Here is a 22076-nt window from a genome sequence, read left to right on the forward strand (position 1 = left end):
GAAAATCGCGGCTTCAATATTTAGTTGAAATTCAAAGGGGAGGTTTTTGTTATGTCTGAAGCCGTAAGAGAAGTACCAAAAAAAGAACGGCCGCAATTCCGTAACATTCATGTTACCGAATTGTCGAACTACCGCATGGCTGTCGGCGCCATCGTCTCGATCCTGCATCGCATCAGCGGTTTCATCATTTTCGCCTTGCTGCCATGCATACTGTACATGCTGGAACTGAGCCTGCGTTCCGAAATGTCCTATGCCTACTTCCAGGGCATCGCCTCGCACTGGTTCGTCAAGCTGATCACCCTGGGTCTGGTCTGGGCCTTCCTGCACCACTTCTGCGCCGGTATCCGTCACCTGTTCATGGATGTGCACGTTGCCATCGAAAAAGATTCGGCCCGCAAGACCGCGTCGTCCGTGCTGGTCGTGAGCCTGGTGTTGACGGCTTTGGTTGCTTTGAAACTGTTTGGAGTATTTTAAACATGGCAGACAATAATATCGGACCGAAACGCCTCGTCGTCGGTGCCCATTACGGCTTGCGCGACTGGCTGGCGCAACGCGTCACCGCCATTGTCATGGTGGCTTATGTGGCCATCCTGCTTATTTCTTTCTTGACTGGCAGCAACTTCAGCTATGAAGGCTGGGCTGGTCTGTTCGCACAGCAGTGGTTTAAATTGTTCAGCCTGGTGACCTTCGTCGCCCTGTTCTACCACGCATGGGTCGGCGTACGCGACATCTGGATGGACTACGTGAAGAGCGCTGGCCTCCGTCTGACCCTGCAAATTGCCACCATGCTGTGGTTGATCGCTTGTGCCGGCTGGACGGTACAGATACTCTGGAGTGTGTAATCGTGGCAGCATATAAATCTGCAATCCCTACCCGCCGCTTTGATGCGGTCATCGTTGGCGCCGGCGGTTCCGGCATGCGTGCGTCGTTGCAGCTGGCTGAAGCCGGCCTGAACGTCGCAGTTCTGTCGAAGGTCTTCCCGACCCGCTCGCACACCGTGGCAGCGCAGGGCGGCATCGGCGCGTCGCTCGGCAACATGGCTGAAGACAACTGGTTCTGGCACATGTTCGACACCGTCAAGGGCGGCGACTATCTGGGCGACCAGGATGCCATCGAATTCATGTGCCGCGAAGCACCGAAAGTCGTGTACGAGCTGGAACACTTCGGCATGCCGTTCGACCGCAACCCTGACGGCACCATCTATCAGCGTCCGTTCGGCGGCCACACGGCCCACTTCGGCGAAAAGCCGGTGCAGCGCGCCTGCGCGGCAGCCGACCGTACCGGTCACGCCCTGTTGCACACCCTGTACCAGCGCAACGTGCGCGCGCGTACGCACTTCTTCGTCGAATGGATGGCGCTCGACCTGATCCGTGACGCCGAAGGCGACGTGATCGGTGTCGTCGCGCTGGAAATGGAAACCGGCGAATGCATGATCCTGGAAGCAAAGACGACGGTCATGGCAACGGGCGGCGCAGGCCGCATCTTCGCCGCGTCGACGAATGCGTTCATTAATACCGGCGACGGCATGGGCATGGCGGCACGCGCCGGCCTGCCGCTGCAGGACATGGAATTCTGGCAGTTCCACCCGACCGGCGTGGCCGGCGCGGGCGTACTGATCACCGAAGGCGTGCGCGGCGAAGGCGGCATCCTGATCAATAGCGAAGGCGAACGCTTCATGGAGCGCTATGCGCCGACGCTGAAGGATCTGGCGCCGCGCGACTTCGTCTCGCGTTCGATGGACCAGGAAATCAAGGAAGGCCGCGGCTGCGGTCCGAACAAGGACCACGTGATGCTGGACCTGCGCCATATCGGCGCCGACACCATCGCCAAGCGCCTGCCGTCGATCCTGGAAATCGGCCACAAGTTCGCCAACGTCGACGCCACCAAGGAACCGATTCCTGTCGTGCCGACGATTCACTACCAGATGGGCGGCATCCCGACGAACATCCACGGCCAGGTCGTCACCCCGACCGGTCCGGATAATTCGGCCAAGGTCGTCAACGGCCTGTACGCGATCGGCGAATGCGCCTGCGTTTCCGTGCACGGCGCCAACCGCCTGGGCACGAACTCGCTGCTCGACCTGGTGGTCTTCGGCCGCGCGGCCGGCAACCACATCGTCAACAGCGGCCTGAAAGCCAAGGAAAACAAGCCTTTGCCAGCCGATGCTGCCGATTTCGCCATGGGCCGTCTGCAGCGCCTGGAAAACTCGACCGGCACGGAAACCGTGCAGGGCGTGGCGAACGACATCCGCGCAACGATGCAGAAGTACTGCGGCGTGTTCCGTACCGACGAGATGCTGAACAAGGGCGTCGAAGAAATCATGAAGCTCGACGAGCGCCGCAAGCACGTCTCCTTCAAGGATAAATCGATGGTCTTCAACACGGCCCGCGTGGAAGCGCTGGAGCTGGACAACCTGATCGAGACGGCGAAAGCGACCATCGTTTCGGCAGCGGCCCGCAAGGAATCGCGCGGCGCGCACGCCCAGGACGACCATCCGCAACGCGACGACGAGAACTGGATGAAGCACACTCTGTGGTATTCGGAAGGCAACCGACTGGAATACAAGCCGGTCGTGACCAAGCCGCTGACGGTTGATACCTTCAAACCGAAACCACGTACTTTCTAAGGCTATACCATGGCACGCACTCTCAAATTCAAAATCTACCGCTACGATCCTGACCAGGATGCCAAGCCGTACATGCAAGACCTGACGGTCGAACTGAAAGACACCGACAAGATGCTGCTCGACGCACTGCAGCGCATCAAGGCGGACGTCGATGACTCGCTGGCCCTGCGCCGCTCGTGCCGCGAAGGCGTGTGCGGTTCGGACGCGATGAACATCAACGGCAAGAACGGCCTGGCATGCACCACCAACCTGAACGAACTGTCGGAGCCTATCGTGCTGCGTCCGTTGCCAGGCTTGCCGGTCATCCGCGACCTGATCGTCGACATGACGCAATTTTTCAAGCAGTACGATTCGATCAAGCCGTTCCTGATCAACGATTCGATCCCGCCTGAAAAAGAGCGCCTGCAGTCGCCGGAACAGCGCGAAGAACTCGATGGCCTGTACGAGTGCATCCTGTGCGCATGCTGCTCCACGTCGTGCCCGTCGTTCTGGTGGAATCCGGACAAGTTCGTCGGTCCTGCCGGCCTGCTGCAAGCCTACCGCTTCATCGCCGATTCGCGCGACGAAGCCACCGGTGCGCGTCTGGACAACCTGGAAGACCCGTACCGCCTGTTCCGCTGCCATTCGATCATGAACTGCGTCGACGTCTGCCCGAAAGGGTTGAACCCGAACAAGGCGATCGGCAAGATCAAGGAATTGATGGTCCGCCGCGCGATCTGATCCTCCTGATCGCGTCCGCCGGGCGCCGTTTGCCGGAAGAGGGTATCCTCTCTTGCCTGCAGGCGGCGCCTGCAAAGCAGCACCGTGCCGCAAGACACACGTAAAGTGGTAAACCAAATGACAGAATCAATTTTGTCCTCGCATCAGGCCGACCCGGCCAACCGCGCCCGCCTGCGCTGGCGTTCACGCCGTGGCCTGCTGGAAAACGACATTATCCTGACCCGTTTTCTCGATGCGTATGAAACCGAATTGACCGATGAAGAAGTTGACGCGCTGACGCGTTTGCTGGATTTATCGGACAATGCGTTAATGGATCTGGTACTGGCCCGTAAAGAGCCGGAAGGCGAAGTCGATCTGCCGCATGTGCGCGCACTGCTGCAACGACTGCGCATTGCCTAGACGCCTGGGCGATATATTGCAAACGGTGCGAGTGGCGCGCTGTAGCACTGCCGAATGCGGTGCGAATTGCAGCCAGAATTTTTGATTTTAATTTCGACTCACTCCCGAGAAGGAAGAGCCCATGAATATCTCTGACACAAAAGCTACCCTGTCGTTCTCCGATGGCAGCCCATCGCTTGAATTTCCAATCTACAAAGGCACAGTTGGCCCGGACGTCATCGACATCCGCAAACTGTACGCCGGTAGCGGCAAGTTCACCTACGACCCAGGCTTTATGTCGACGGCCGCCTGCAACTCGTCGATCACCTACATCGACGGCGACAAGGGCGAGCTGCTGTACCGTGGTTACCCGATCGAACAGTTGGCCGTCAACGCCGACTTCATGGAATCGTGCTACCTGCTGCTGAACGGCGAACTGCCGAACGCGGCGCAGAAGGCCAAGTTCGTCGACACCGTCACCAAGCACACGATGGTGCACGAACAGATGCAATTCTTCTTCCGCGGCTTCCGCCGCGACGCGCATCCGATGTCGGTCCTGGTGGGCACCGTCGGCGCGCTGGCATCGTTCTACCATGACTCGCTGGACATCAACGACCCGCGTCACCGCGAAGTGTCGGCCATCCGCCTGATCGCCAAGATGCCAACCCTGGTCGCCATGACCTACAAGTACTCGGTCGGCCAGCCGTTCGTGTACCCACGCAACGACCTGTCGTACAGCGCCAACTTCATGCACATGATGTTCGCCAACCCGTGCGAAGAGTACAAGGTCAACGACGTGCTGGTGCGCGCCTTGGACCGCATCCTGATCCTGCATGCGGACCACGAGCAAAACGCATCGACTTCGACCGTCCGTCTGGCCGGTTCGTCGGGCGCCAACCCGTTCGCCTGTATCGCTGCCGGTATCGCCTGCCTGTGGGGCCCTGCCCACGGCGGCGCCAACGAAGCGGCACTGAACATGCTGAAAGAAATCGGCACCGTCGAGAACATCCCTGCTTTCATCGCGCAAGTCAAGGACAAGAACTCGGGCGTCAAGCTGATGGGCTTTGGCCACCGCGTGTACAAGAACTTCGATCCACGCGCCAAGCTGATGCGTGAAACCTGCTACGAAGTGCTGCAAGAACTGGGTCTGCAAGACGATCCGCTGTTCAAGCTGGCGATGGAGCTGGAAAAGATTGCACTGAACGACGAATACTTCGTGTCGCGCAAACTGTACCCGAACGTCGACTTCTACTCGGGCATCGTGCAATCGGCGCTGGGCATCCCTGTGTCGCTGTTCACCGGTATCTTCGCTATGGCCCGTACGATCGGCTGGATCGCCCAGTGGAACGAAATGATCGCCGACCCAGAGCAAAAGATCGGCCGTCCGCGCCAGCTGTTCGTCGGTTCGACCACGCGTGAAGTGCTGCCACTGGACAAGCGTTAATCCAGAGCGGTATCGAGTAAACAAAAAACGGGCTTCGGCCCGTTTTTTTATGCGCGTGCTCGACGCAAGCCGGGGCCGCCGGGCTGTTATGCTCGTACTCTGATCAACAGGAAGCACAACGCGATGAATGAAGAAACCTGCGCCCCCGGCGGCGTGGCCCTCGGCGATACTGCATTTGGCTATACCTTGTCGCTGATCGGCGGGAAATACAAGATGCTGATCCTGTACGCGCTGGCGGAAAACAAGGTGCTGCGGCATAACGAACTCAAGCGCCATCTGGGCGGCATCGCCTTCAAGACCCTCAGCGTCGTGCTCAAGGAGCTGGAAGCGGACGCGCTGATCGTCCGCAAGGAGTATCCGCAAGTGCCGCCCAAGGTGGAATACTCGCTCTCCAGCAAGGGGGACTCGCTGATCCCTGTGCTGCATACCCTCTGCGAGTGGGGCGAGCGGCACCAGCCAGTCTGATGCGGATGCGCATGGCAAGGCGCTTTTTCACAGTCAGGTAACTTACTTTTTGTATGGTATGAGCAGTTAATGTGCGTACTTGTGAAAAGTACCCAGCATGGCTATGCTGTTTCTGCCCTTGGAGGCGCGCGGCCACGTGCGGCGCGTCATGGGGCAGGGCATCGGCTTGCCTGCTTTCCTGAGAAGGCGGGGCCGGTGCATCCCTCTCATTTTCAGGAAAGCAGCATGATGAAAACCCTTGTGATCGTCTTCCATCCGTCCATCGCCACGTCGGTGGCCAACAAGCGCTGGCTGCAGGAACTGGCGCGGTATCCCGACCGCTATACCATCCACGACGTGCACCAGGCTTATCCGGACGGGCACATCGATGTGGCGCGCGAGCAGGCGTTGGTGGAGGCGCACGCCCACGTGGTCTTGCAGTTCCCCGTGTACTGGTTCAGCTGCCCGCCCTTGCTCAAGCGGTGGCTCGACGAGGTGCTGGCGTATGGCTGGGCCTACGGCTCGGGCGGCGACGCCTTCAGGGGCCGCAAGGTGGCGCTGGGCGTGACGGCAGGTATCCGCGAGGAAGACTTCACGCCGCAAGGCAAGTGGCACGTCACCCTGGCGCAGCTGCTGGCGCCGTTCGATGTCACCCTGGCGTATATCGGCGCCGACAACCGCCGCTTCTTTGCCTTCTATGGCGCGGAAGACGGGCCGAAGGAAACGGGCTATGCCGAGCGGCTGGCGCGCAGCGCGCAAGAGTATGAGCGCTTCCTGACCGCGTTGTAGAGCCGGCCGGAGCGGCCTCAGTTCAAGGCCGCTTCCAGCTGGCGCAGCGCGACCTGTCTTCCTTCCAGCTGCAGGCTGGTGCCCTCATAGGGCTGGGGCATGACGATGCAGCGCGGCGCGTTGTGCTTGAGGATGCCGCCCCAGTGGGCGACCCTGGCGCCGGCCTGGCGGCGGATCGCCTCGACCGTGGCGCCGCTGGCGAGGATGCGGGCTTGCGGAAAGGCTTGGCGCAGCACGCCCAGGCCGAAATACGCTTGCGGTTCGGCCGCGCTGATATAGATGGTGATCAAGCGCTTGCCGCTGGCGGCGATGGTGTGCGCTAACTGCGCCGCATCGTCGCGCAGGAACTGGGCATTGACGAGGATGGCGTCGGCCACGCCGCTCAGCAGCAGCGAAGTGGACGGTGCGCGGCCCAGTACATCCAGCTGGAAAGTTTCCAGCGTACGGGAGGGAAGGGCGGCGCGTGCAAACATATTATTCTTTCTGCATTAGGTGCTCATGTCGCATATTATCCTTTCGACCAGGCGCGACAAATAGGGTAGATTGCAATACTTAGTTGCATGGATCGGATGAATCAAGGGAGTAGCGCATGGACCGTATCACCGCCGCACAAGTATTCGTCGCCATCGCCGAGCGGGGCAGCATGGTGGCCGCCAGCGAGGCGCTCGACATGTCGCGCGCCATGGTGACGCGCTACCTGGCCGAGATGGAAGAGTGGGCGGGGGCGCGCCTGTTGCATCGCACCACGCGCCGCCTGAGCCTGACGGATGCGGGCGAGGCTACCCTGGCGCGCTGCCGGCAGATGCTGGACGTGGCCGGCGCCATGGCCGTCACGTCGCCCGAGGGTCTCGACACGCCGCACGGCTTGCTGCGCATCACCTGCTCGCAATCCTTGGCGCAGACGGCGCTCGCTGGCGCAGTGACCGCTTACCTGCGGCGCTACCCGCGCGCCGCCGTCGACCTGCAGATGGAGAACCGGGCCGTCAACCTGGTGGAACAGCGCATCGACCTGGCCATCCGCATCACGAACGCGCTCGAACCGAACCTGATCGCGCGCCAGCTAGCCAGCTGCGCGTCGGTGGTGTGCGCCGCACCATCGTATCTGGCGGCGCACGGCACGCCGCGCCGGGCGGAAGACCTGGCCCTGCACAACTGTCTGACGTACACGTATTTCGGCAAGAGCCTGTGGCAATTTACGCATGACGGGGAAGCGCTCACTGTCCCCGTCAGCGGCCGCCTGTCGGCGAATGAGTCGCTGGTCTTGCTGGTGGCCACGGTGGCGGGGGCGGGCATCGCCATGCAGCCGCGCTATTCGGCCGCGCCGCTGATCGCCAGCGGACAGCTGGTGGAACTGCTGCCCGCTTACGTGCCGCAGGATATGGGCATCTATGGTGTCTACACTTCGCGCCAGCACATGTCGCCGCTGCTGCGCACCATGCTCGACTTTCTGGTCGAGTGGTTTGCCGGCGATCCTGATTGGCTGGCGGCCATCGCGGCGGGGCCGTTGCCGGGCAGACCAGTTGGGCGCAAGCGGCACGCCGGCAGGGCCGCCGATGTGCCGTAAGCACAACAGTGACAGGCTTGCAAGCCCGGGAAAATCAACAACACAGCTTACATTTGCTTGCCAAATAAAATTCAACTTGCAGTTGTTGCGTTACAATACCGCGTGCTATTCTAAATGACGGTATGCAGAATGCTGGTGCAATAAAAAAGCCCTTCCCCACAACTTGATGTGCAATCCGCTAACCGGTCAGGCCGTGTCGCGGAAGGTTAGATTAACCCGCTAATTCCTCGCGAAGCGCGAAGAAAGGTGAGCAATATATGCAGCAATTAACGACCAACTCCTACCTGTTCGGTGGGAATGCTCCGTACGTGGAAGACCTGTACGAGGCGTATCTGAACAATCCAGGCTCGGTACCCGATAACTGGCGTTCCTACTTCGACGCAATGCAGCACGTGCCTGCCGTCGATGGCACCAACAAGCCTGACGTGGCACATGCCTCCGTCGTCGCCTCGTTCGCCGAGCGCGCAAAAGCAGGTCCGATCCGCACAGTGACCGCTTCCTTCGATGCTGAAATGGGCCGCAAGCGCGTCGCCGCCACGCAGTTGATCGCCGCTTACCGCTACCTCGGTTCGCACTGGGCCAACCTGGATCCGCTGCAACGCCAGGAGCGTCCGATGATCCCTGAGCTCGAGCCGAGCTTCTACGGTTTCACCGACGCGGACATGGACACCGTGTTCAACATCAGCAATACCTATTTTGGCCCCGAGACCGCCACCCTGCGCGATCTGCTCAACTATCTGCGCGATACCTATACGCGTTCGATCGGCGCCGAATTCATGTACATCTCCGATCCGGCCGAAAAGCGCTGGCTGCAAGAGAAACTGGAATCGATCCGTTCCACCCCGAATTTCACCCCAGAGAAAAAAATCCACATCCTCGACCGCCTCACCGCGGCTGAAGGCCTGGAACGCTATCTGCACACCCGCTACGTGGGCCAGAAGCGCTTCTCCCTGGAAGGCGGCGAAACCTTCATCGCCTCGATGGATGAAACCATCCAGCGCGCCGGCGAAAAAGGCGTGCAGGAAATCGTGATCGGCATGGCCCACCGCGGCCGCCTGAACGTGCTGGTGAACACCCTGGGCAAGGCGCCGCAGGAACTGTTCGAAGAATTCGAAGGCAAGCATGGCGATGACCTGCCTGCCGGCGACGTGAAATACCATCAGGGCTTCTCGTCGGACATCTCCACCGCGGGCGGCCCGGTCCACCTGTCGCTGGCGTTCAACCCGTCGCACCTGGAAATCGTCAACCCTGTGGTCGAAGGTTCCGTCAAGGCCCGCATGGACCGCCGCGGCGACGCGCAGGGCGCGCAAGTGCTGCCTATCCTGGTGCACGGCGATGCCGCTTTCGCCGGCCAGGGCGTGGTCATGGAAACGCTGAATCTGGCGCAAACCCGTGGCTACCATACCGGCGGCACGGTGCATATCGTGATCAACAACCAGATCGGTTTCACCACCTCGGATCCGCGCGATGCACGCTCGACCCTGTACTGCTCGGACGTCGTCAAGATGATCGAAGCACCGGTCCTGCACATCAACGCCGATGATCCGGAAGCCGTGGTACTGGCGACGCAGATCGCGCTCGACTACCGCATGGAATTCAAGAAGGACATCGTCCTTGACATCATCTGCTACCGCAAGCTTGGCCACAACGAGCAAGATACGCCGGCACTGACGCAGCCACTGATGTACAAGAAGATCGGCCAGCATCCAGGCACCCGCAAGCTGTACGCGGACAAGCTGGTAGCGCAAGGCGTGATCCCTGCCGATGGCGGCGACAAGATGGTGGCCGCGTTCCGCGACGCCATGGACGCCGGCAAGCACACCGTCGATCCGGTCATCTCGAACTTCAAGAACAAGTACGCCGTCGACTGGCTGCCGTTCCTGAACAAGAAATGGACCGATTCGGCCGACACCGCCGTGCCGATGACGGAACTGAAACGCCTGGCCACCCGCATCACCACCGTGCCGGAAGACTTCAAGGTCCACTCGCTGGTGGAAAAAGTGCTGGGCGACCGTGGCACCATGGGCCGCGGCGAAATGAACCTGGACTGGGGCATGGGCGAACACCTGGCCTACGCATCGCTGGTATCGTCCGGCTACGCCATCCGCCTGACGGGCCAGGATGCCGGCCGCGGCACCTTCGTGCACCGCCACGCCGTGCTGCATGACCAGAACCGCGAGCGTTGGGATGCAGGTACCTACATTCCGCTGCAAAACGTGTCGGACAACCAGGCGCCGTTCACCGTCATCGACTCGGTGCTGTCCGAAGAAGCCGTACTGGCCTTCGAATACGGCTACTCGACCGCTGAACCGAACACCCTGACGATCTGGGAAGCCCAGTTCGGCGACTTCGCCAACGGCGCGCAAGTGGTGATCGACCAATTCATCAGCTCCGGCGAAGTGAAGTGGGGCCGCGCTTCCGGCCTGGTCATGATGCTGCCGCACGGTTACGAAGGCCAGGGTCCTGAGCACTCGTCCGCGCGTCCCGAGCGTTTCCTGCAGCTGTGCGCAGACAACAACATGCAAGTGGTGCAGCCGACGACGGCTTCGCAGATCTTCCATTTGCTGCGCCGCCAGATGGTGCGCCAGTTCCGCAAGCCGCTGGTCATCCTGACGCCGAAGTCGCTGCTGCGCAACAAGGATGCCGGTTCGCCGCTGACCGACCTGGCCAAGGGCGGTTTCCAGACCGTCATCGGCGAAGTCGACGACAAAATCGACGCCAAGAAAGTCAAGCGCGTGGTCGCCTGCTCGGGCAAGGTCTACTACGACCTGGTCAACGCACGCAAGACCCGTGGCCAGACCGACACGGCCATCGTGCGCCTGGAACAGCTGTATCCGTTCCCGCACAAGTCGTTCGCTGCTGAACTGAAGAAGTTCCCGAACCTGGTCGAAGTCGTCTGGGCACAGGACGAGCCGCAAAACCAGGGCGCCTGGTTCCAGATCCAGCACAACATCTTCGAAGGCCTGGAATCGGGTCAGCGTCTGGCCTACGCCGGCCGTCCTGCTTCGGCGTCGCCTGCTGTCGGTTACTATGACAAGCACTACGCCCAGCAAAAAGACCTGCTGGAAACGGCATTCTCGAAGCTGAAGGGTTTTATCCTGACCAAGTAATTGGCTCGATAAGGGGCGCCATGCGAGTGCATGGCGCCTGCTCGCATACATCATGACGGAGCGCCGCACTTGCTACGCAGGGCGGCGCCGCAATAACAAAATAAACGGAGTTTTACATGGCACAAATCGAAGTCAAAGTTCCCCAGTTGTCGGAATCGGTTGCGGAAGCGACCCTGCTGGCATGGCACAAGAAAGTCGGCGAAGCAGTCGCGCGCGACGAAAACATGATCGACATCGAAACCGATAAAGTAGTGCTGGAACTGCCGGCGCCGGCCGCTGGCGTGATCGTGCAAATCATCAAGGATAACGGCGCCACCGTCGTTGCCGGCGAAGTCATCGCCATCATCGATACCGACGGCTCGGCCAAGGTCAGCCCGATGGAAGTCTCCGCCGTGCCTGCGCCAGCCCTGGCTGCCGCCGCGCAAGATACCGCTAACGCTTCGGCGCCAGCTGCTGCGACCAAAGGCGATGTCGCCATGCCTGCCGCCGCCAAGATCCTGTCCGAAAAAGGCCTGTCCGCCGGCGACGTCGCCGGTTCGGGCAAAGACGGCCGCGTGACCAAGGGCGACGCCCTGGCCGCTTCCGCCAAGCCAGCCGTTGCGCCGCTGGCGCCAGCCGCTGCCAAGCCGGCGCTGCAACAAGTTGCCACGCCGTCGGCCGCCAACTTGGGCGACCGCCCTGAAGAGCGCGTGCCGATGAGCCGCCTGCGCGCACGTATCGCCGAGCGCCTGCTGCAATCGCAATCGACGAACGCCATCCTGACCACGTTCAACGAAGTGAACATGCAGCCGGTCATCGACCTGCGCAACAAGTACAAGGACAAGTTCGAGAAAGAGCACGGCGTCAAGCTGGGCTTCATGTCCTTCTTCGTCAAGGCCGCCGTCGCCGCCCTGAAAAAGTACCCGATCATCAATGCCTCCGTTGACGGCAACGATATCGTCTACCACGGCTACTTCGACATCGGCATCGCCGTCGGTTCGCCGCGCGGCCTGGTCGTGCCTATCATCCGCAACGCGGACCAGCTGTCGATCGCCGACATCGAGAAAAAAATCGGTGAATTCGGCGCGAAAGCCAAGGAAGGCAAGTTGACCCTGGACGACCTGACGGGCGGTACGTTCTCGATCTCGAACGGCGGCACCTTCGGCTCCATGCTGTCGACCCCGATCATCAACCCGCCGCAATCGGCCATCCTGGGCGTGCATGCGACCAAGGACCGCGCCGTCGTCGAAAACGGCCAGATCGTGGTGCGTCCGATGAACTACCTGGCCATGTCCTACGACCACCGCATCATCGACGGCCGCGAAGCCGTCCTGGGCCTGGTGGCGATGAAAGAAGCGCTGGAAGATCCTGCACGCCTGCTGCTGGACCTGTAAGCACTGTAGTCCCCCGGCGTAGCCGCCGGGGCAATGTAGCTGATACCCCTTGCCAGAAGACGCAGCTGGCTGATCTCAATGAAAGAGGATTCCTATGAACATCTCTGAAGAAATCAAGCGTCTGCACGAGTTGCACCTGGCGGGCGCCCTGAGCGACGCGGAATTCGCGCAAGCGAAAGCCAAGCTTCTGAGCAATATCAATCTGGACAAGCCGGACAGCACGTCCGGCGCCGGTGCCGCTTCCGGCCCGGCGAACGACCTGGTGCAGGAATTCAACCGCCTGCGCCGTTCGCGCGACGACCGCTGGCTTGGCGGCGTCTGCGGCGGCCTGGGACGCGCTTCCGGCATGGAAGCGTGGATCTGGCGCCTCGTCTTCCTCCTGTTTACATTGACCTTCGGCTTCGGCGTGGTGATTTACCTTCTATTGTGGATTTTCGTACCAGACGAAGAGATTGGAATAACAAAACATGAGTACTAAACAATTTGACGTAGTTGTCATCGGTGCGGGCCCTGGCGGCTACATCGCCGCCATCCGCGCAGCGCAGTTGGGCTTTTCCGTCGCTTGCGTCGACGAGTGGTCGAACGCCAAGGGCGGCGCCGCGCCTGGCGGTACCTGCACCAACGTCGGCTGCATCCCGTCGAAAGCGCTGCTGCAATCGTCCGAGCATTTCGAACACGCGGGCCACAGCTTCGCCGAGCACGGCATCGACGTCGCCGGCCTGAAGCTGAACCTGGGCCAGATGCTCAAGCGCAAGGACACCGTCGTCAAGCAGAACAACGACGGCATCCTGTACCTGTTCAAGAAGAACAAGATCGCCTTCTTCCACGGCCGCGCCGCTTTCGCTGCCGCCGCCGCTGGCGCGTATGAAATCAGCGTGACGGGCGAAGCCAACGAAACCTTGTCGGCCAAGCACGTGGTCATCGCCACGGGCTCGAACGCGCGCGAACTGCCGGGCGCACCATTCGACGAGAAACTGATCCTGTCGAACACGGGCGCACTGGCCATCGACGCCGTACCCGCCAAACTGGGCGTCATCGGCGCCGGCGTGATCGGCCTGGAAATGGGCAGCGTCTGGCGCCGCCTGGGTTCCGACGTCACCGTGCTCGAAGGCCTGCCGGTCTTCCTGGGTGCCGTTGACGAGCAGATCGCCAAGGAAGCGTCGAAGCTGTTCACCAAGCAAGGCTTGAAGATCAACCTCGGTTGCAAGATCGGTGCGATCACGCCGGGCAAGAAAGACGTCACCGTGGAATTCGTTGACGCCAAGGGCGAAGCGCAAAAAGCCGTGTTCGACAAGCTGATCATCTCGATCGGCCGCACGCCGAACACGAACGGCCTGGGCGCCGACAAGGTCGGCCTGCAGCTGGACGAGCGCGGCTTCATCGCCGTCGACGGCGACTGCAAGACCAACCTGCCGAACGTATGGGCAGTGGGCGACGTCGTGCGCGGCCCGATGCTGGCGCACAAGGCCGAAGAAGAAGGCGTTGCCGTGGCCGAGCGTATCGCCGGCCAGCATGGCCACACCAACTTCAACACGATTCCTTGGGTAATCTACACCTCGCCGGAAATCGCGTGGGTCGGCAAGACCGAGCAAACCCTGAAGGCCGAAGGCATCGCCTACAAGGCCGGCACCTTCCCGTTCATGGCCAACGGCCGTGCGCGCGCGCTGGGCGACACCTCGGGCATGGTGAAATTCCTGGCCGATGCGACCACCGATGAAATTCTCGGCGTGCACATCGTCGGTCCGATGGCGTCCGAACTGATTTCCGAAGCCGTCGTGGCGATGGAATTCAAGGCCTCGGCCGAAGACATCGCGCGCATCTGCCACGCGCACCCATCGCTGTCCGAAGCGACCAAGGAAGCAGCACTGGCTGTTGACAAGCGTACCTTGAACTTCTAATTGTAGTTAGTCCAGCAGGGGCGCTCGCGGATTTTTTCCGCCGGCGCCCTTGTGCGTTAAAGCGAATCCCATGAACGTAGAAGAGTTTTACCAGCACGCGTTGCAGAAGCGTGATTTCAAGGCCGACGCCGCCCAGCGGCGCGCGGTCGACCGCCTGCAGCTGTGCTATGACGAGTGGGTGGCCTACAAGGGCCAGCGCTCGAGCACCTTCAAGCGCCTGCTGAATCGTCCCGCCGTGCCGAAAGGCGTGTACATGTGGGGCGGGGTGGGGCGCGGCAAATCGTTCCTGATGGACAGTTTTTACTCGGTCGTGCCCCTGGTGCGCAAGACGCGATTGCACTTCCACGAATTCATGCGCGGCGTGCACCAGCAGCTCGATGAATTGAAAGGCGTGGCCGATCCGCTCGACGAGGTGGCCAAGCGCATCGCCAAGAAATACCGCCTCATCTGTTTCGATGAATTCCACGTCTCGGACATCGCCGACGCGATGATCCTGTACAACCTGCTGTCGGCCCTGTTCGCCAATGGCGTGTCCTTCATCATGACCTCGAATTACGACCCGGACCTGCTGTATCCGGACGGCCTGCACCGCGACCGCATGCTGCCGACCATCGCGCTACTCAAGGACAAGCTCGACGTGATCAACGTCGACGCCGGCGTCGATTACCGCGGCCGCGCGCTGGAGCAGGTGGAGAGTTACTATACGCCGCTGGGCGCGGACACGGACCGGGCCCTGCGCGACGCCTACACGCGCATCGCCGAGACGGCCGACGAAGATGCGCGCATCCGCATCGAAAGCCGCGAAATCCACTGCCTGCGCCGCGCCGGCGGCATCATCTGGTTCGATTTCGCCACCTTGTGCGGCGGGCCCCGCTCGCAAAATGACTACCTGGAAATCGCCAGCCGCTTCCATACGGTGATATTGTCCGGCATACCGGCCATGTCGGCGGCGCAGTCGTCCGAGGCGCGCCGCTTCACCTGGCTGATCGACGTGTTTTATGACCAGAAGGTCAAGCTGATCATGTCGGCCGAAGTGCCGCCTGATGAGCTGTACACGAACGGCATGCTGGCCAACGAGTTTCACCGCACCGTTTCGCGTATCATCGAGATGCAATCGCGCGAATACATGGAAAAAGAACAGCGCGGCGCGGCCGACGCGATCGTTTGAGGCAGGGATAAGGAACATGATGGCAAATACACTATACAAGCTGGGTGCGGCGCTGGGCCTGGTCCTGGCGTTGTCCGCCTGCGCGCACAAGGGTGCCGCGGCATTGGATGAGGTCGGCGCACCGCAGGTGCCCGCCACCTTGTCCGTGGAAGAGGCGGACGCCAAGCTGAAGCAGTCGGCCAGCGAGCGCGAAGCGGCGGAAAACGAGTTTGCCGCGCGCGAAGTCGAGTGCTACAACAAGTTTTTCGTGAATAATTGCCTCGACAAGGCCAAGGAAAAGCGCCGTCTGATCCTCGTGCGCCTGCGCGCCATCGACGCGGAAGCGAATTATTTCAAGCGCGCCGAGTCCGTGCGCCTGCGCGATATCGACCTGGCCAGGACGCAGGAAAGCGCGCGCCTCGACGCCGAGCAGCGGGCCGCGGCCGTGCCCAAGCCCGTGAAAGTGGTCACGCCCGATCCGGCGCCGCCCAAGCCGCAAGGCAAGAGCGTTGCCGAGCGCGAGGCTGAGCAAGCGGCGAAGGTGGCGAAACAAGCCGCCGACGATGCGGCCGAGGCGCCGCGCCGCGCCGCCCGCGAAGCAGCCTATGCGAAGAAACAGGCTGACGCCGTGGCGCGCCAGAAACGCGTGGCGCAACGCCTGGCCGAGCGCCAGGCCGAAGCCGATGCCAAGGCTGCCAAGGCGGCCGCCGCTGCCAGCGCGCCGGCGGCTGCCGTGCCTGTGCCGCCGGTCAAATAACACCGCCGCGTTAGGGGACGCCGGAAATGGCGTGCCCTAACGCGCGCGGCAGGTTAAACTATGCACCATGGCTGCCTGCGCGCGCCGCGCCGGTTTCCCAACACTGTTACCAACACTGCCTGGAACGCAACACATGAGCGATGCACAGCAAATAGAGCGGCGCCTGATTGAACTCAACGTGGAGCACCGCGACCTCGATGCCGTCATCGAGTTGCTGATACTCGATGGTCACCATGATGAGCTGCAGCTGCGCCGCCTGAAAAAGCGCAAATTGCAATTGAAGGATCACATCACCTTGCTGAAAATGCAGTTGGTGCCCGACGTTCCCGCCTGAGGGGCGCCAGTAGCGTCCAGTCCAGCCTTCACCTAAGTATATTTTGACCGATCACAATTTATTGCCAGTAAACCCGGATGGCCAGCCGACCGATCTGCAAGCCAGTCCGCCGGCTGAACCACAGGCGGCGCCTGGCAAGCACGATGCCGACATCGAGCGCCTGTTTGGCGCCGGCGGCCCGCTCGGTCCGGCCGTGGGCAGCTACAAGCCGCGCCGTTCGCAAACGGACATGGCCAAGGCCATCGCCAGCGCCATCGACAGCCAGACGACCCTGATCGCCGAGGCGGGCACGGGCACCGGCAAGACCTTCGCCTACCTGGTACCGGCCCTGATGTGGGGCGGCAAGACTATTGTTTCCACCGGCACCAAGAACTTGCAGGATCAATTGTTCCTGCGCGATATCCCCACCGTGCGCGCCGCGCTGCAGGCGCCCGTCTCCGTCGCCCTGCTGAAGGGTCGCTCGAACTACGTCTGCCACTATCATCTGGAACGCACGCTGCAGAACGGGCGCATGACCTCGCGCGACGACGTGGGCCATCTGCGCGAAATTTCGCGCTTCATCAAGATGACCAGCTCCGGCGACAAGGCCGAACTGACCAAGGTGCCGGAAAACGCCATGATCTGGAACCTGGTGACGTCCACGCGCGACACCTGCATGGGCGCCGAGTGCCAGTATTACCAGGATTGCTTCGTCATGAAGGCCCGCAAGGAAGCGCAGCAGGCAGACGTGGTGGTGGTCAACCACCATTTGTTCTTTGCCGACGTGGCCCTGAAGGACACGGGCGTGGCGGAATTGCTGCCTTCGGCCAATACCATCATCTTCGATGAGGCGCACCAGCTGCCCGATACGGCAACCTTGTTCTTCGGTAACACGGTATCGACCTCGCAAATCCTGGAACTGTGCCGCGACGTGCTGGCCGAGGGGCTCGCGCACGCGCGCGGCATCGACTGGGCCAAGACCGTCACCGTGGTGGAAAAGGCGGCGCGCGACCTGCGTTTGACGTTCCCGCAGGATATCGTGCGCCTGTCCCTGCCGCAGATCGCCCCGTCGAGCGACTTTTTCCCCGCGCTCGACACCCTCAAAGATGAGCTTGACGGCATGGTGGCCGTGCTGGAAACGCAGGCGGAACGGGCGGAGACGCTGGAGCAGTGCCGTGTGCGCGGCGTCGAACTGGCGCAGCAGCTGAGCGGCTGGAAGTTCGATCCGAAGGCGAAAGTGGCGGCCGGCGAAGAAGCCGTGTTCTGGGTGGAAGCGTTTTCCAGCTCCTTGCAGTTGCACAAAACGCCATTGTCGATCGCGCCGATCTTCAACAACCAGCGCGAAGGCACGCCGCGCAGCTGGATTTTCACGTCGGCCACCCTGGCCGTGAAAAACGATTTCAAGCATTTTTCCGAGCAGATGGGCTTGACGGGCGAACCGTCGCACACGTGGCCGAGCCCGTTCGACTATGGCCAGCAAGGCTTGCTGTTCGTGCCGCAAAACCTGCCGCAACCGAACTCGCTGGGCTACACGGACGCCGTCATCGACTGCGCCTTGCCCATCATCGAGGCGGCGGGCGGGCGCACCTTCTTCCTGTGCACTACCTTGCGCGCCGTCAAGCGTGCCGCCGAGCGCCTGGCCGACGAATTCAAGCAGCGCGGCCTGAACTTCCCCCTGTTCGTGCAGGGAGAAAGGGGCCGCACGGAATTGCTCGATCAGTTCCGCGCGGCCGGCAATGGCGTGCTGATCGGCAGCCAGAGCTTCTGGGAAGGCGTCGACGTGCGCGGCGATGCCTTGTCCCTGGTGATCATCGACAAGCTGCCGTTCGCGCCGCCGGACGACCCGGTGCTGGCCGCCCGCATCGAAGTGATGGAAAAGCAGGGCAAGAATGGCTTCATGCACCACTCGCTGCCGGAAGCCATCATCAACCTGAAGCAGGGCGCGGGCCGGCTGATCCGCGACGAGGGCGACCGGGGCGTGCTGATGATCTGCGATCCGCGCCTCATCTCCAAGCCATACGGCAAGCGCATCTGGCAAAGCCTGCCGCCGTTCAAGCGCACGCGTGACACGGCTGAAGTGGTGGAGTTCTTCCGCAACCTGCCCGCCAAGGACGCCTAGCCTTGCTTGCCGGCGCCATCCGCGCGCCGGCTTATTTCCCTTTGTTATCAAGCGAGTAGCGTTTTTCGCGCGCTGCGTGCCTGCGCGCCCGGCATGCCAGAAAGCGGCGCGATCACGCCATTTTCTGGCATTGTGACGCGTGTCCAGGACGCCAGACACATCTTTGTGCCAGCGCAAACAGTCTTGTTGCCGGGCAGTCTACAGTGAGCTCATGCCTTGCAGGATGAGGCGCGGCGATGGCAGGGCCGCACGGGGAACAGGGGGATGCCATGGAGATCCGCTACGGCTGTTTCTTGAGTTATGCACACGGCCAATATGCGTTCATGAACAAGTTCAAGAATGACCTCATCGAGGCGCTGGCGTGCTATCTGGAGCCGCACCTCGACCGCGAGGAAGTCCTGTTCATCGACAGCGAGCAACTGGGCGGCGGCGACGATATCGACCAGCGCGTGGCGCGCGCCATGTGCCAGAGCGTCTGCATGATCGTGCTGTACACGCCGAAATATGAAGCGCATGGCTATACGCGGCGCGAATTTGCCGCCATGCAGCTGATCGAGCAGGAGCGGCGCGCCTGGTATGAACTGCCCAGCCACCTGATCATCCCCATCATCATGACGCGCCATCCGGACGGCTTGCCGCCGCAAATCACGGAGTCGGGGCTGTACGTCGATTTTTCCGGCTACACGCTGGCCAGCGGCGACCTGAAGTCGAATCCGCAATACCTGCCCGACATCGAACGCATCGTGCAGCGCATCGCCACGCATTACCACTTGCTCAAGCGGTCAACACCGGCCGGTCACGATTGCAGCCGTTTCGTGTTGCCCGATATTCCACCGGAATGGCGCGCCATTCCTCCTCCCCACTTTCCACGTTAATCACGTAAAAGGTCCCGTCATGGAATGCCAACGCCTCTCCCTGCCACCTTTGAGCGCCCCTGGCGAAGTCGTCACCTTCTATTCCTACAAGGGCGGTACCGGCCGCACCATGGCCTTGTCGAACATCGCCGTACTGCTGGCGCGCCGTGAAAACGCCAGCGTGCCCGTGCTGATGCTGGACTGGGACATGGAGGCGCCGGGCCTGCACCATTATTTCGAACAGCACGAGGAGCGGCCCGGCGTGCTCGAATTCTTCGAGGCCTGCCGCCAGCAGATCGAGCGCATCAGCCTGGAAACGGCGGGCGCGCGCGCCAGCGGGCAGGGCGCCGGCCGCGAGGATGCGGCGCTGGCCCAGCGCGTGCTCGACGCCATCGACTGGCAGCAGTACGTGGTGCGCGTCGATCAGGGCAGTCCCCTGTACCTGATGCGCGCGGGGCGCTTCGACGCCAGCTACAGCGAACGTCTGGCGCAGATGCGCTGGGATCAGCTGTTCGACAGCTGCCCGGCCCTGTTCCGCTGCTTTGCCGATACCCTGGCCCAGCATTTCCGCTACGTGCTCGTCGATTCGCGCACGGGGCGCACGGACAGCGCCGGCATCTGCACCACCTTGCTGCCGAAAAAGCTGGTGGTGGTCTTCACGCCGAACCGGCAAAGCCTGGAAGGCGTCGACGCGCTCGTCACGCGGGCCATCGAGTACCGGCGCAGCCATGAAGATGAACAGCGCCCGCTGCTCGTGTACCCCTTGCCGTCGCGCATAGAAATGGGCGACGGGGCGCAGCGTGCCGAGTGGCGCCGCGGCGACGCGCACAAGGGCATCGCCGGCTTCCAGCCCATGTTCGAGCGCCTGCTGCGCACGTCCTACGGCTTGCCGCAGATCGCCCTCGACAGCTATTTCGACGAAGTCCAGCTGCAGCAGACGAAAACCTTTGCCTATGGCGAGCAGCTGGCCGTGCGCATCGACCAGGGCGGCGACCGCTTTTCCCTCACGCGCACCTTCGAAGCCTTTTTGCACTGGCTGACGGGCGGCTACTTTCCCTGGCAATCGAGCCGCGAAATCGCCTTGCTGGGCGCCATCAGCGAAGCGCGCCAGGCCTTGCAGCTGGAACCGGGCCGCGCCGTGGCCCTGCCGCTGGCGCGCGACCTGGCCCGCCTGGGCGAGCTGTACCGCAAGGATGGCCGCAGCGCGCAGGCGCTCGACGCCTTCCGCCAGAGCGTCGAGATCCGCGTGCGCCTGCTGGGCGAGGAGCATCCCGACAGCCTGGCGTGCAAGAGCGGCATGGCGCGCCTGCTGCGCCAGCTGGGCAAGCTCGATGAGGCGCGCTTCCTGGAAGAAGACGTGCTCGACGTGCGCGAGCGCGTGCTGGGCAGCGAGCATCCCGACACCCTGGCCGCCCGGGCTTGTCTGGCGAAAACCCTGTTGCTGCAGGGCGAGCTGGCGGCGGCGCTGCTGCTGCAGGATACGGTGCTGGCTACCTACGTGCGCCAGCTGGGCGGCGAGCATCCGCTGACCCTGGATGCGATGGATGGCCGCGCCGCCACCTTGCTGCGCATGGGCAGGCTGGCGCAGGCGCGGCAATTGCTGGGCACGGTGGTGGCGGCGCGCGAGCGCCTGTTTGGCGCCGAGCATGGCGATACCTTGCGCAGCAAGCTGGCCCTGGCGCAGGCGCTGGGACGCGAAGGCGACCTGGAGGGCGCGCGGCGCCTGCTCGCCGCCGTGTTGCGGGTGCAGGAGCGGCGCCTGGGCGGTGACCATGCGGCCACGCTGTCCACGCGCGACTTGCTGGCAGATATCGTGGCCGGGCAGGGCGACTGGGCCGGCGCGCGCCAGCTGCACGAAGACCAGGTGGCCGCGCGCGAGCGCACGCGCGGGCTCGACCATCCGGAGACCCTGATGAGCCAGCGCAAGCTGGCCGAGGCGCTGCTGCGGCGCGGTGAACTCGATGCGGCGCGCAGCGTGCAGGAGCAGGTACTGGAAGTGCATGCGCGCCTGCTGGGCGAAGACCACCTCGATACCTTGCACAGCAAGAAGCAACTGGCTGGCACCCTCCAGCAGCAGGGCGACAGCGAGGCGGCGCGCCTGCTGGAAGATGCCGTGCTCAGCGGCAGCGACCGGCTCTTGAATGCGCCCGTCACGGGGCATGCGGACAGCGTGCTCGACGGTGCGCGGCATTTGCAGGAAACCATCCTGGCCGGCCGCGCCAACGAACAGGATGCGGCCGAGCCGGATACCCTGGCCAGCATGATCTCGATGTTGCAAGGCATGATCGAACGGGAACAGTATGCGCAGGCGGGCGAACTGGCCGAACATTTGAAGTCCTGCCTGCTGCGCCCGGGCGTGCCGGGCAAGCTGCGCAGGCGCGGCATGGCGCAGCTGAAAAGAATGTACAAATTGCAAGGCGACCTGAATGCCTTGCTGGCCTTGCAGGAAGATGAAGTGCAGGCGCTGGAAGGGGCGTTGTCGGAAGCGCGCATCGAGCAGCGCTGATGCGGCGCGCCATGTCCGCGCGGCAGCACAAATA

Annotated in this window: 20 protein-coding genes; 19 read left to right on the top strand and 1 reads right to left on the bottom strand. The window is 62.4% G+C overall.

Annotated features, from left to right (window positions below):
* Positions 1-51 precede the first annotated feature (51 nt).
* The 8 genes from sdhC to CSQ95_RS15280 all read left to right on the top strand — a co-directional run bounded on the left by sdhC (position 52) and on the right by CSQ95_RS15280 (position 6401).
* Positions 52-474 (top strand): succinate dehydrogenase, cytochrome b556 subunit, encoded by a 423-nt coding sequence (gene sdhC / locus CSQ95_RS15245; protein WP_034752080.1) that lies wholly within the window; start codon positions 52-54, stop codon positions 472-474.
* A gap of 2 nt (positions 475-476) precedes the next feature.
* The gene (gene sdhD, locus CSQ95_RS15250; protein ID WP_034752078.1) at positions 477-842 is read left to right on the top strand and encodes a succinate dehydrogenase, hydrophobic membrane anchor protein; all 366 of its coding nucleotides are present in this window, start codon (positions 477-479) and stop codon (positions 840-842) included.
* A 2-nt stretch (positions 843-844) separates the two neighbouring features.
* On the top strand, positions 845-2626 hold the full coding sequence (gene sdhA, locus CSQ95_RS15255; RefSeq protein WP_099410104.1) for a succinate dehydrogenase flavoprotein subunit: 1782 nt from the start codon (positions 845-847) through the stop codon (positions 2624-2626).
* A gap of 9 nt (positions 2627-2635) precedes the next feature.
* Positions 2636-3346, top strand: coding sequence for a succinate dehydrogenase iron-sulfur subunit (locus CSQ95_RS15260; RefSeq protein WP_034752075.1), 711 nt, complete (start codon positions 2636-2638; stop codon positions 3344-3346).
* A 117-nt stretch (positions 3347-3463) separates the two neighbouring features.
* On the top strand, positions 3464-3745 hold the full coding sequence (locus CSQ95_RS15265) for a succinate dehydrogenase assembly factor 2 (protein ID WP_034752073.1): 282 nt from the start codon (positions 3464-3466) through the stop codon (positions 3743-3745).
* Positions 3746-3866: 121 nt separating this feature from the next.
* Positions 3867-5168 carry a citrate synthase gene (gltA, locus tag CSQ95_RS15270; protein ID WP_034752071.1) on the top strand — a complete coding sequence of 434 codons (1302 nt, stop codon included), beginning with the start codon at positions 3867-3869 and terminating at the stop codon, positions 5166-5168.
* A 123-nt stretch (positions 5169-5291) separates the two neighbouring features.
* Positions 5292-5633, top strand: a complete 342-nt coding sequence (locus CSQ95_RS15275) for a helix-turn-helix domain-containing protein (protein ID WP_099410105.1) — start codon at positions 5292-5294, stop codon at positions 5631-5633.
* Positions 5634-5858: 225 nt separating this feature from the next.
* A complete protein-coding gene (locus CSQ95_RS15280; RefSeq protein WP_099410106.1) occupies positions 5859-6401 on the top strand; it encodes an NAD(P)H-dependent oxidoreductase in 543 nt (180 codons plus the stop codon).
* Between the two features lie 17 nt (positions 6402-6418).
* On the opposite strand, the gene CSQ95_RS15285 is transcribed toward CSQ95_RS15280, so the two are convergent.
* Positions 6419-6874, bottom strand: coding sequence for a hypothetical protein (locus CSQ95_RS15285; protein WP_099410107.1), 456 nt, complete (start codon positions 6872-6874; stop codon positions 6419-6421).
* Positions 6875-6990: 116 nt separating this feature from the next.
* On the opposite strand from CSQ95_RS15285, the gene CSQ95_RS15290 reads away from it, so the two are divergent.
* The 11 genes from CSQ95_RS15290 to CSQ95_RS15340 all read left to right on the top strand — a co-directional run bounded on the left by CSQ95_RS15290 (position 6991) and on the right by CSQ95_RS15340 (position 22042).
* On the top strand, positions 6991-7965 hold the full coding sequence (locus tag CSQ95_RS15290) for a LysR family transcriptional regulator (RefSeq protein ID WP_099410108.1): 975 nt from the start codon (positions 6991-6993) through the stop codon (positions 7963-7965).
* A 257-nt stretch (positions 7966-8222) separates the two neighbouring features.
* Positions 8223-11075 carry a 2-oxoglutarate dehydrogenase E1 component gene (locus CSQ95_RS15295; RefSeq protein ID WP_034752063.1) on the top strand — a complete coding sequence of 951 codons (2853 nt, stop codon included), beginning with the start codon at positions 8223-8225 and terminating at the stop codon, positions 11073-11075.
* Between the two features lie 116 nt (positions 11076-11191).
* Positions 11192-12448, top strand: a complete 1257-nt coding sequence (gene odhB, locus CSQ95_RS15300; RefSeq protein WP_099410109.1) for a 2-oxoglutarate dehydrogenase complex dihydrolipoyllysine-residue succinyltransferase — start codon at positions 11192-11194, stop codon at positions 12446-12448.
* Between the two features lie 94 nt (positions 12449-12542).
* Complete coding sequence (locus CSQ95_RS15305; RefSeq protein WP_099410110.1) at positions 12543-12926, top strand: PspC domain-containing protein; 384 nt, start codon at positions 12543-12545, stop codon at positions 12924-12926.
* Complete coding sequence (gene lpdA, locus CSQ95_RS15310) at positions 12916-14346, top strand: dihydrolipoyl dehydrogenase (RefSeq protein WP_035820749.1); 1431 nt, start codon at positions 12916-12918, stop codon at positions 14344-14346. Before CSQ95_RS15305 ends, lpdA begins: the two co-directional genes overlap by 11 nt.
* Positions 14347-14416: 70 nt before the next feature.
* Positions 14417-15514, top strand: a complete 1098-nt coding sequence (zapE, locus tag CSQ95_RS15315; protein ID WP_070290592.1) for a cell division protein ZapE — start codon at positions 14417-14419, stop codon at positions 15512-15514.
* Positions 15515-15530: 16 nt separating this feature from the next.
* Positions 15531-16250, top strand: a complete 720-nt coding sequence (locus tag CSQ95_RS15320) for a hypothetical protein (protein ID WP_180279061.1) — start codon at positions 15531-15533, stop codon at positions 16248-16250.
* A 133-nt stretch (positions 16251-16383) separates the two neighbouring features.
* Positions 16384-16584 carry a YdcH family protein gene (locus CSQ95_RS15325; protein WP_034752051.1) on the top strand — a complete coding sequence of 67 codons (201 nt, stop codon included), beginning with the start codon at positions 16384-16386 and terminating at the stop codon, positions 16582-16584.
* Positions 16585-16627: 43 nt separating this feature from the next.
* Positions 16628-18682, top strand: a complete 2055-nt coding sequence (locus CSQ95_RS15330; RefSeq protein WP_373632067.1) for an ATP-dependent DNA helicase — start codon at positions 16628-16630, stop codon at positions 18680-18682.
* Between the two features lie 269 nt (positions 18683-18951).
* Positions 18952-19557 carry a toll/interleukin-1 receptor domain-containing protein gene (locus tag CSQ95_RS15335; protein WP_070290594.1) on the top strand — a complete coding sequence of 202 codons (606 nt, stop codon included), beginning with the start codon at positions 18952-18954 and terminating at the stop codon, positions 19555-19557.
* A 19-nt stretch (positions 19558-19576) separates the two neighbouring features.
* On the top strand, positions 19577-22042 hold the full coding sequence (locus CSQ95_RS15340; RefSeq protein ID WP_180279062.1) for a tetratricopeptide repeat protein: 2466 nt from the start codon (positions 19577-19579) through the stop codon (positions 22040-22042).
* The last annotated feature ends 34 nt before the right edge of the window (positions 22043-22076 follow it).

This window comes from Janthinobacterium sp. BJB304, from assembly GCF_002735765.1.
Lineage (GTDB): Bacteria > Pseudomonadota > Gammaproteobacteria > Burkholderiales > Burkholderiaceae_D > Janthinobacterium.

What these genes read in the sequence shown, in the direction of transcription:
- sdhC (WP_034752080.1), top strand. Translation starts at nt 52, where the DNA reads ATGTCTGAAGCCGTAAGAGAAGTACCAAAAAAAGAACGGCCGCAATTC.
- sdhD (WP_034752078.1), top strand. Translation starts at nt 477, where the DNA reads ATGGCAGACAATAATATCGGACCGAAACGCCTCGTCGTCGGTGCCCAT.
- CSQ95_RS15260 (WP_034752075.1), top strand. Translation starts at nt 2,636, where the DNA reads ATGGCACGCACTCTCAAATTCAAAATCTACCGCTACGATCCTGACCAG.
- CSQ95_RS15265 (WP_034752073.1), top strand. Translation starts at nt 3,464, where the DNA reads ATGACAGAATCAATTTTGTCCTCGCATCAGGCCGACCCGGCCAACCGC.
- gltA (WP_034752071.1), top strand. Translation starts at nt 3,867, where the DNA reads ATGAATATCTCTGACACAAAAGCTACCCTGTCGTTCTCCGATGGCAGC.
- CSQ95_RS15275 (WP_099410105.1), top strand. Translation starts at nt 5,292, where the DNA reads ATGAATGAAGAAACCTGCGCCCCCGGCGGCGTGGCCCTCGGCGATACT.
- CSQ95_RS15280 (WP_099410106.1), top strand. Translation starts at nt 5,859, where the DNA reads ATGATGAAAACCCTTGTGATCGTCTTCCATCCGTCCATCGCCACGTCG.
- CSQ95_RS15285 (WP_099410107.1), bottom strand. Translation starts at nt 6,874, where the DNA reads ATGTTTGCACGCGCCGCCCTTCCCTCCCGTACGCTGGAAACTTTCCAG.
- CSQ95_RS15290 (WP_099410108.1), top strand. Translation starts at nt 6,991, where the DNA reads ATGGACCGTATCACCGCCGCACAAGTATTCGTCGCCATCGCCGAGCGG.
- CSQ95_RS15295 (WP_034752063.1), top strand. Translation starts at nt 8,223, where the DNA reads ATGCAGCAATTAACGACCAACTCCTACCTGTTCGGTGGGAATGCTCCG.
- odhB (WP_099410109.1), top strand. Translation starts at nt 11,192, where the DNA reads ATGGCACAAATCGAAGTCAAAGTTCCCCAGTTGTCGGAATCGGTTGCG.
- CSQ95_RS15305 (WP_099410110.1), top strand. Translation starts at nt 12,543, where the DNA reads ATGAACATCTCTGAAGAAATCAAGCGTCTGCACGAGTTGCACCTGGCG.
- lpdA (WP_035820749.1), top strand. Translation starts at nt 12,916, where the DNA reads ATGAGTACTAAACAATTTGACGTAGTTGTCATCGGTGCGGGCCCTGGC.
- zapE (WP_070290592.1), top strand. Translation starts at nt 14,417, where the DNA reads ATGAACGTAGAAGAGTTTTACCAGCACGCGTTGCAGAAGCGTGATTTC.
- CSQ95_RS15320 (WP_180279061.1), top strand. Translation starts at nt 15,531, where the DNA reads ATGATGGCAAATACACTATACAAGCTGGGTGCGGCGCTGGGCCTGGTC.
- CSQ95_RS15325 (WP_034752051.1), top strand. Translation starts at nt 16,384, where the DNA reads ATGAGCGATGCACAGCAAATAGAGCGGCGCCTGATTGAACTCAACGTG.
- CSQ95_RS15335 (WP_070290594.1), top strand. Translation starts at nt 18,952, where the DNA reads ATGGAGATCCGCTACGGCTGTTTCTTGAGTTATGCACACGGCCAATAT.
- CSQ95_RS15340 (WP_180279062.1), top strand. Translation starts at nt 19,577, where the DNA reads ATGGAATGCCAACGCCTCTCCCTGCCACCTTTGAGCGCCCCTGGCGAA.